We start from the raw sequence: 9,887 nt of genomic DNA, 5'->3' as shown, positions 1-9,887 counted from the left end.
TGATAAAGCAATTTCGAAGACATGAACGAACAACGCCTGATTGAATTGGAAATAAAAGCGGCTTATCAGGAAGATTTGTTGCAAGAATTGAATAAAATAATTGCCAAACAACAACATCAGATACTACTGTTGGAAAAAACCTGTCAACTCCTACATGAACGTATGAATAGCTTCCGGCTTGAACATAGTGACGAAGCTATCGACCAGCCCCCACCGCATTATTAAAGTAACCATAATCTTAAGATTGCACGCTATCTCTATGATAGGTATATAATTGTCATATGAGCGCTGGGTTTAAGGATAGTACCTATTGAGTTAATCAGGAACACTTAGTGCTAACCGGTATGAATGCCTTACTAAAAACAATAAAAAGCTGTATCGCAGTATTACTAATTGGGGGGCTAGGGGCTTGGTTTTGCCAAACAAAAGCGGGTTCTTATCTGGAAGAGGAATTTGGCCTAACGGAACTCTTTCAAATTAGAGGCACTTTGCCGGCACCCGCCGATGTCATTATCGTATCTATTGACCAAGCGTCAGCCGAAATTCTGCATTTACCGGATGATCCAGAAAAATGGCCGCGCTCATATTATGCCCATCTTATTGATAAAATAAATTTCCAAAAGCCTGCGATTATTGCTTTCAACATCCATTTTGGCGAAAATCGTGAGCTGAAAGACGATCAAATGTTGGCTAAGGCCATGGCGGAGAAAAGAAACGTCATTCTCAGCAACTATCTCAAGCAATACAAAGTCCCCGCCTTTCCGCCGCTAGATGAAATTCAATACGAACGGGTTATTGAGCCAATTCCCCTTTTAAATAATGCGGCGTTAGGCGCGGCACCGTTTCCTATTCCAAAAACGTCTTCTACCGTAAAGGAATTTTGGACTTACAAGCACAGTGCTGGGGATATCCCCACATTCCCGATCAGTATTTTTCAATACTACGTTATCAAAACAGCCTACCCCGAAATTCTGGAACCACTTAGTAAGCTTGATCCGGTGCTGCATGCTAAACTTCCCAAGACCTTTCCTAAGCTCACCAGAAAATTCAGGACGATACAAATATTTCAAGATATTCAAGCAGCATTGACAAAAGATCCCGAATCGCTCGACCAATTGGCAGAAGTTATCGCTGATGCTGATTACTCACCCAAGGTGAAGCAGTTATTGCAATCCTGGTTAGCCTTGTTAAAAAGCGACGAAAGGCTTTATTTGAACCACTATGGTGATGTTGGGGCTATCACCACTGTGCCATTCTACCAAGTGTCTATGACATCTATTCTGGATCCAAACCTGTTCAAAGATAAAATCGTCTTGGTAGGCTATTCGGAAAATTTGGAGCCTGAGAAAAACCAAGGCTTCTACACAGCCTTTTCAAAGGCCAGTGGCAAGGTTATCAGCCCCATTGAAATTGCAGCAACAGCGATAGCCAATGTTATTGACCAATCCTGGTTAAAACCGCTGTCTATGCGTAGTCGATTGATTTTAATTATGGCTTGGGGGACATTACTGTGCGCTATTTTTTTCTTTTTCCCTTACAAAACCTCAACCATATCAACTTTGTTGCTAATGGCTGCATATGTTCAACTCAGTGGCGTTTTGTTTGCATCAAAAAATATCTGGATGCCTCTGGCTATTCCGTTACTTCAGGCGGTTGTGGTTTTATTAACACAATCCGTAGCCTATTTCATAAAGGTTAGAAAAGTATCTGAGTGTTATTTGCCTAAAGAAGTTTTTGACTACAACACGCAACATCCCCAAGGTATGAACCATTATGGCGTTTTGATGCAAGGTGTTTGTATGGCAACCGATGCGGGACAATACACCACCCTATCGGAAACTATCAATCCTTTGCAACTCAACAATTTGATGAATGATTATTATGCGGCCATCTTCCCCAGTGTTAAAAACCACCAGGGTTTGATTTCCGACGTTATTGGCGATGCCATGTTGGCTGTTTGGGCAACTGCAAAAATCGATATAAAGCTTCGGCTCAATGCTTGTCATGCTGCCCTGGAAATTAAATCAGCCATTGATCGCTTTAATGCTACCAGTGAGTATTACCTATATACCCGAATGGGTTTACACTACGGCGAAATGCGTTTGGGTAATGTTGGTGCTATGGAACATTATGAATACCGTGCGGTTGGCGACACAGTTAACACCGCTACACGGATTGAAGGGTTAAACAAACTGTTAGGAACACGAATCCTTATTTCAGCGGCAGCCATAGAAGGGCTTGCAGGATTTTTCAGCAGAGAGCTGGGGACATTTTTGTTAAAAGGTAAAACGATTACGGTGACTGTATTTGAACTGATTGGGTATGTTGAAGAAATTAATCGAACACAGAAGCATTGGCAACTTTTATTAGTGTCGTTTTCCAATGCGCTAGCTTTATTTAAAAATTATCAATGGCAGCAGGCTTTGGATGCGTTTGTTGCTATCAATAACCAATATCCAGACGACGGCCCAACGCGTTTCTACATCAGTTATTTGCAAAATAACTTACCCCAGCTATCAGATAATGAAAGCAAAGAACATGCCACTATTATTGATATAGGTAAAATTACACCTACTATTGCTTTGAATTATTAAAAGTGCTTCAATTCCGCTCATAGAAAGTGATATTAGACTTTGTTTTTGCTGAGACCTATCGTTTTCGGCTGAAACAAAGATAAAAAATAAACCAGGAATGTAAGGGAAAATCGGTGTCAATGATCGGTTTTTTAATGGAGAAACGCTACGGAAGAGCCAACTCCCGTTTAATAACCTGACTGCGATTATAAAAATAATATGCGTAATAAACCGATCACTCATTTTGTTTTGATCAGTGCCTTGATAACTTCGCAGGCTATCGAAGCTGTGCCAACTTGTAAAAAGCCGATAGCAAAGATAGCCTCAGCGCAGGGCAAAGTGGATGTGAGGACTTATGATGCTACAAATTGGCAAAGAATCCATGCGAAAGATCTGCTTTGCCCAGGGGACACCCTGCGTACTTTAAAGTGGAGCCGTGCAACCTTAGCCTTAACTAGCGGAACTGTTCTCACTGTAGATCAAAATACCACGATGACTTTTTCAGCACCAGTGCCAGAAGAAAGCGCCTCATCCTGGTTTATAAATTTGCTGGATGGCACCCTTTTTTCCAGAAGCCGTCAGCCCCAGCATTTGAATATCCAAACCCCGTTTATCAATGCCGTGCATGAAGGCACCGAATTTATGGTGACGGTGTCCAGCCAAAAAGCAGAAATCTCTGTGTTTGATGGTCAGGTTTCAGGCGAAAACAGTGCCGGTAAAATCACCATAAACAAAGGCTTTAAAGGTATTGCCGAAGCCAACCGTCCGCCACGGGTGCAGGCACTCAAGATAACGCCCGAAGATGCTGTGCAATGGATGCTGTACTACCCGCCCATTATTGAGGATTCTCAAAGCAGTAAGCCAGCAATAAATAGCCAAGTTAGTGCAGTATTGGCCGCTTATCGGCTAGGCGATAGCAATCTAGCCCTAGCAAAGCTTGAAGACATTTCCGTTAGCCAGCAAGATCCCCAATATTTAACGCTGAAAGCGGCTTTATTACTGACCGTTGGCAGGGTTGATGAAGCCCAACCACTCATCCAGCAAGCACAACACCTTGAACCTAACAACAGCGATGCCTTTGCCCTGCAAGCCATTATCGCCGTCACCAAAAATCAGCAACAAACCTCACTTGAGCTGGCAAACAAAGCCGTTGCTGCAAATTCACAATCGTCAGTTGCCAAAATCGCCCAATCTTATGCTTATCAGTCGCAATTTAATATTGATGAAGCCCTAAAAGCCACGCAAGCAGCCACTCGGTTAAATCCAGATAACGCCTTGGCATGGGCGAGATTATCAGAATTGCAGCTATCACAAGGCGATCACGATGCTGCGCTAAAAGCTGCCCAAAAAGCCCAAACGCTTAACCCCAAAATCGCCAGAACTCAAACCATCTTAGGGTTTGCCGACCTGGCACAAACCGAGATTGAAGATGCAAAACAAGTTTTTGAAAAGGCGTTAGCTCTCGATTCATCCGATCCATTAGCCCGATTAGGGCTAGGCTTGGCAAAAATCAGGCAAGGTGACTTAGAAGAAGGCAAGGCGGAACTGGAAACCGCAGTCAACTTAGATCCCAATAACGCCGTCACCCGCAGTTACCTAGGCAAAGCCTATTACGAACTAAGGAACAAAGATTACGCCGGAAAAGAATTTGAGATCGCCAAAGAGCGCGACCCCAAAGACCCGACCCCTTATTTCTACGATGCTATCTTAAAACAAACCACCAATCGGCCTGTTGAGGCTTTGCACGATATGCAAAAGGCGATTGAGCTGAATGACAATAGAGGGGTGTATCGGTCTAAGTTGTTGTTAGATAGCGATAGCGCAGCACGAAGTGCGAGTTTGGGGCGTATTTATAACGATCTGGGCTTTCAACAAAGGGGTTTGCTTGAAGGATGGAATTCTGTAAACCAAGATCCAAGCAACTATTCTGCCCATCGTTTGTTAGCGGACAACTATGCGGCTTTGCCTAGGCATGAAGTTTCGCGCTTAAGTGAGCTGTTAAAAGCCCAATTGCTGCAACCGGTCAATATTACACCGGTACAGCCGCAGGCCGCAGAATCCAACATATTGATTTTGGATGGGCTTGGCTCATCAATTACCTCATTTAATGAATATAACCCATTATTCACGCGTGATCGCTTTGCTTTGCAAGCATCGGGTTTCTATGGCAGTAACGATACCTTGAGTGATGAAGTCGTTCAGTCAGGCGTATGGGATAGGTTTTCATATAGTTTAGGACAGTTCCACTATCAAACAGATGGTTATCGTCCGAATAATGATTTGGACAAAGATGTATATAATGTTTTTGCTCAACTTAGCTTAAATCAAGACACAAATATTCAAGCCGAGTTAAGGCATTCAGAGCAAAGAAATGGAGATATCTCGCAAGATTTTGTTCCTAGCGGAAATGTTAATTTTTTGGGCCGAGACAAGATAGTTTATGTTGGAAGCTCGCTGACAAGACAACAACAATCAACAAATGAATCTGCTCGTGCAGGGCTTCATCATAAGTTTTCGGCTAATTCTGACATGTTGATGTCTTTAACCTACAACAATAATATTGAAACCGGTTCAGATGATGATTTCCAACTTGCGTATGTAGGGCAGAATTCTGAACAAAGCTATTCTAAAAAAACATCAGGACTAAAATATGAGTTACAGAATCTTTATAAAAGTGACCTATTTGATGCAACAATTGGCTTTGGTTATTTAGCTCAAACAAATAAAGATATATTAAGAAGTCCAAGTAGTTTAAATCCATCCACATTTGATGAAATAAAGTTAAGCAATGATGTCGAGCATGGGAATTTTTATGCATATTCGGATTTTAAAAATATACCGAATTTAATTGCAACGCTTGGAGTTACACAGGATTTTTACGATATTAAGGGATCTTTTAATTTTAATACTAACCCGATTAACCCTAAATTTGGTTTGACTTGGTTTCCGGCAAAAAACACAACTGTTAGATTTGCCGCATTTACCGCACTGAAACGAACACGCTTGGAAAACCAAAGTCTTGAACCTACTCAAGTAGCAGGATTTAATCAATTTTTTGATGATTTAGATGGTACTTATTCACAAAGAATAGGCTTGGGAATTGATCATAAAATATCCAAATCAGCATTTATTGGTGTTGAAGGGTCAACAAGAAGCCTACAAGTACCACAGAGATTGGTGGATTTGGATACTGGTGGACTAAAATATTCTCAAACTCATTGGTATGAAAATTCAGTGCGCGGTTATTTTAATTGGACACCGAATGATTACTTTGCCTTGAGCGCAAACTATCTTTTTGAAGAATTTGATAGAGGCAGGTACGAGGCTTTCGATCAAATTTCAAGCTATGGTTACAATGGTAGTTGGTCATACTTAAAAACACATAAAACTGAATTCGCAGGTAACTTTTTTCATCCTTCTGGATTTATTGGTAAACTGAAATTAACTTACATCGATCAGTCAGGTGAATTTAAGGATTCAATAACAAGGTTTCCATTAGTGCAAGTCTATCCAGGCATATCTCAGAATTCTAATTTCTGGACTTTGGATACTGAAATTGGTTATCGATTATTTAATCGACATGGACTTTTAGTGCTAGGTATCAAAAATATTTTAGATGAAAAATTTAATTTCCAGGGTACTGATTTTAATCAGCCTGGACTGCAACAAGGTGGCCGATTTTTATATAGTCGGTTAACTTTATCGTTTTAGTTCATTAATAATATGAGGTATTAAACATGAATGTAATAGAAAATAAAAACTTAGTAGATCAAACAATTGGTTTTGTAAAAACTTATCCTTGGTTAATTGTAATGATGTTAACTGCTGTATTTGCAATTTGTTACATCAGTACCAGCACTACAAATTTACAGTCTGGTGCTGTTTGCCCACCACCGAATGATCCTTGCAACAATCCACTAAAATATAAAACATGGTTAGGTTGTAGACGCTGCCCATAGTTTTTGTTAACTTTGAATTAGCAAGATACCTCGATGAAGCCGCGTGGGTTGGGTTGCGCTGTTCGCAACCCAAAATTGGGTGTCCGAATGTGTTGGGTTAACGATAAAGCCGTTAACCCAACCTACTCATATCCCGTGGTATCTGGAATATTATCAACCCGTAACATGGCATGGATAAATTGTAAGGTGGATTCGCGTTAGCAATCCACCAAATCGGAACTTCGGTCCTACTTTTGGCATTTGCGGTTTGCTCGTGTGTAAAACCGCCCTACGTTTCTGAAAACATCTGTATGGTGGATAAATTTTCCCACGCGGGACGGGGTTTGAAACCCCGTTCCTAACGTTTTCGCAAAACTTAAATGACGTGGCTGCGTTTAATCAACCTGAAACCTACAGACGGGGCAACATGCCCAGTCTGGCTGAGTGACGTTTATTTTACGGGTTGATCGGGTTGTGCTAACACCTTCTGCATCCCGTATGTTGGATATTTGTAGGTTGGCGGTAAGGTACGAACCCCAACACTACGCAATGTGTAGTTGGGGTTCGCAAGCACACCCACAACCTACATTTTCAAATCTAACTGCCACGCGGGATGAGGCAACATGCGCCCCCCGTTCGGCTGAGGGATCAATGGAAGCCGTACGCGATCAGATGGTTTATAACGAACATCTGATTCATGCTTCAGATGTGATAAGCGTTAGGTTGGCATTTTCAGTGCTAGGGATAGCAGTTGGGCTTAATATCCGCAGTGCTTACATTACCCTTTACCCCACACTTAAGTTATCAGGATCGGTATTGCCGTTTTTATCCGTTTGTTGCGGTGCATAAAGTTTTCTAGTAAGGATAATCAGAAACGCAAGCATGATTAAAAATAATATAGGCAATTGAATTCCATTGCTCAATCTAAATGGAATAATATAAATTGATAATACGACATCATATAAGGCATGAATACAGGCAGTAAAAATGACACTGCCTGTATAAATAAATATACTTCCAAAAATTATGCCGGCAAATGTTATCAGCACTAATCCCCTGATTTGGCCGTAATAAATATACTGAATGTGCGACAGTGTAAATAGTAGGGTTGTGGCTAGTAACGCTATTTTGTAATCGTATTTGATTTGCAACGTGTTCTGCACAATTCCACGATAAAACAGCTCTTCCCTAAATCCAGCGGTAATGCCCGATATTGCAAAAACCAGTTGCCACAGTGGCGTTTCATTTTCAGCATTTGTGTAAACTGCGGCAAAGAGTAAAAGTAAGAGTGTGGGAGCGATAAATTGAGGCGTTAATAGTTTCCTTGTCTCAAAAGAATGATGAGTATTAACGAAATACCTTCGACAAAAATACAGATAGAATGCGATTGGAATAATTCTTAGGCCAGTCCTGATAATCTCGCCCTCGTAAGACCATTGCCCATACAATTGCGCGAGAAGAAAAGATAGGCTTAGATAACTAATTTCAAGTATTGCAGCGAATAAGATTATTTTTTCATTATTAGTTCTCACGTTGCTGGAATTCCATAAAAAAACTATTGAAGAAGGCGTTTGACCATTATAAGGTTTTTGGATCACCAAGATTAGCCATTTGCCTGAGTATCCACCGCTGTCTTCTTAGAAGGTAGGTGGACGGTTTTGCCGCTTTTAACAATATAGGATTGGGCAGTGTTGCTGCTAAAAGGGCAGCCTGAGATCGGGTGATGTTTTTTGCCGAAACACCAAAATAACGTTGGCTTGCCGCTTCTATACCGAATAAATGCTCGCCAAATTCGGCGATGTTGAGATAGACTTCAAGAATCCGCTCTTTGCTCCACAGCACCTCGATAAGTAAGGTAAACCAAGCTTCTATGCCTTTACGTATAAAACTTTTGGATGGCGTTAAGAATAAATTCTTGGCCACTTGTTGGGAAATGGTACTCGCACCTCTTAATTTACCACCATCTACATACACATCTATTGATGATTGTATGGAATCCAAATCAAAGCCGGAATGCTCAGGAAAGCGCTGGTCTTCGGATGCCATAACGGCGGAAGCGGCGAATGGAGAGATATTTTTAGTGTTTACCCACCGATAATGAACCACTTTAAAGGAACCGTTATCGACAAGATCCTCGTAATGGCGATAAAGCATGAAGGCTGATGTGGGTGGTGGCACCCAGCGCAGAAGTGTACATAGTCCGATAGAAAAAATCAGGAAGAAAATGAGTAAAATACCTAATATTTTTCGCAATTTGGCAAAAAATAAAGGCCTTTGTCTTTTAGTGAGTGGTTGGGCTTTTATTGACAAGCTAGTGCAACTAAGTTGTGTGAATATTTATTTTTTGGTAGAAGGCGCTATGGTCAAGTGCAACAAGTTCACTTTATGCCTCAATTTATAATCAATTGATCTTCATTTGTTTTGCAACGGAGTGAATTGACAGATTTCACGCTAGCCTACCTACTTTCCAGCTGAGCGAACTGTAAAGTATGAGAGCAATGGGTCGATAACGGGTTATCAATCAAAAATAACCGAATTTTGCTGGCCAATAATTCGAGGCGAAAAACCCGACAGCGTTGTCCATTTTGTGTTCTTAAGCCGAAATAATATAGGTAACTTCCAGCAGAGACGGCTCTGAAAATGATTAATGCAACCCACAAGCCCAAAAAAATATTACCCTATTAGAGAATTTTGTTTTGCATTTCCTAATGTCAGTAGTGTTGATATTGTCTAGCTTAAAATTGAAAAATTAATATTCCATGATGGCTTCAGAATCATAGTTGCTAGCAAAGCTAGCGGTCATCGCCAGAATTATCAGTGACATATCCGAGATTTGGTAAAGCGACACCGCTTCCAACTTTAATAACAAGCTTAGTTAAGCTCAGTTTTTTCGACATTGCCCTTCTTGTCAATCATTACATTCCATGCTCTGCCAGCTGTTTCAAGTAATACATCAAACTCTTCGCCGGCGCCATTCGGATTAACCACTAACACCGCCTGTTTTATGTGATAATCATTAAAAGCGGCTTTCAACTTTTCTTTGCTGTCGTTGAACATCATGTCGTCAGCAGCAATAAGAAGTCCAGAAACAAAGAAGTGACCATCAGGCCTGAAGTAATCGACGATTTTTTCTTCCCCCTCTTTATAAGAAATTTTTAACAAATCTTGAGAAAAATGAATTTTTTTCTCAACTGTAAAATCCAACGCGTTGGCGTGTTTTTTATAAATTTGATCCATGATCTCAGGTGAGATGCCTTCTTTACCGACAGCCTCAGCATTTGCAGTAACACTTAGAAAAATCAAACACAGACCTAACAATAATTTGTGCATTTTTATATACCTATAGTTTAGTTTCTTATATTTCGATAATGCAGAA

At 40.8% G+C, this 9,887-nt stretch carries 8 protein-coding genes; 5 read left to right on the top strand and 3 right to left on the bottom strand.

Annotation, left to right across the window (positions count from 1 at the left end; genetic code table 11):
• Positions 1–21 precede the first annotated feature (21 nt).
• The 5 genes from ABL924_RS05510 to ABL924_RS05490 all read left to right on the top strand — a co-directional run bounded on the left by ABL924_RS05510 (position 22) and on the right by ABL924_RS05490 (position 7,360).
• Positions 22–225, top strand: a complete 204-nt coding sequence (locus ABL924_RS05510; protein WP_349026069.1) for a SlyX family protein — start codon at positions 22–24, stop codon at positions 223–225.
• Between the two features lie 119 nt (positions 226–344).
• On the top strand, positions 345–2,594 hold the full coding sequence (locus ABL924_RS05505; RefSeq protein ID WP_349026068.1) for an adenylate/guanylate cyclase domain-containing protein: 2,250 nt from the start codon (positions 345–347) through the stop codon (positions 2,592–2,594).
• A 198-nt stretch (positions 2,595–2,792) separates the two neighbouring features.
• Positions 2,793–6,284 carry a tetratricopeptide repeat protein gene (locus tag ABL924_RS05500; protein WP_349026067.1) on the top strand — a complete coding sequence of 1,164 codons (3,492 nt, stop codon included), beginning with the start codon at positions 2,793–2,795 and terminating at the stop codon, positions 6,282–6,284.
• Positions 6,285–6,310: 26 nt separating this feature from the next.
• Positions 6,311–6,532 carry a hypothetical protein gene (locus tag ABL924_RS05495; RefSeq protein WP_349026066.1) on the top strand — a complete coding sequence of 74 codons (222 nt, stop codon included), beginning with the start codon at positions 6,311–6,313 and terminating at the stop codon, positions 6,530–6,532.
• A 423-nt stretch (positions 6,533–6,955) separates the two neighbouring features.
• Positions 6,956–7,360 (top strand): hypothetical protein, encoded by a 405-nt coding sequence (locus ABL924_RS05490; RefSeq protein WP_349026065.1) that lies wholly within the window; start codon positions 6,956–6,958, stop codon positions 7,358–7,360.
• Here the strand turns inward: ABL924_RS05490 and ABL924_RS05485 are convergent.
• The 3 genes from ABL924_RS05485 to ABL924_RS05475 form a co-directional block, all read right to left on the bottom strand.
• Positions 7,297–8,109: a CPBP family intramembrane glutamic endopeptidase gene (locus tag ABL924_RS05485; protein ID WP_349026064.1), complete on the bottom strand. Its 813-nt coding sequence runs from the start codon at positions 8,107–8,109 to the stop codon at positions 7,297–7,299. The two genes, ABL924_RS05490 and ABL924_RS05485, sit on opposite strands and share 64 nt — an antisense overlap.
• Positions 8,090–8,821 carry a monofunctional biosynthetic peptidoglycan transglycosylase gene (gene mtgA / locus ABL924_RS05480; RefSeq protein ID WP_349026063.1) on the bottom strand — a complete coding sequence of 244 codons (732 nt, stop codon included), beginning with the start codon at positions 8,819–8,821 and terminating at the stop codon, positions 8,090–8,092. Before mtgA ends, ABL924_RS05485 begins: the two co-directional genes overlap by 20 nt.
• Positions 8,822–9,382: 561 nt before the next feature.
• Entirely contained in the window at positions 9,383–9,841 is a 459-nt protein-coding gene (locus tag ABL924_RS05475) for a hypothetical protein (protein WP_349026062.1), read from the bottom strand.
• Positions 9,842–9,887: the final 46 nt, after the last annotated feature.

Origin of the sequence: Methyloglobulus sp. (genome assembly GCF_040079455.1) — a bacterium.
Taxonomy (GTDB): Bacteria; Pseudomonadota; Gammaproteobacteria; order Methylococcales; family Methylomonadaceae; genus Methyloglobulus.
Note: the sequence above shows the minus strand (reverse complement) of the source record. Positions and strands in the feature narration are given on the sequence as shown.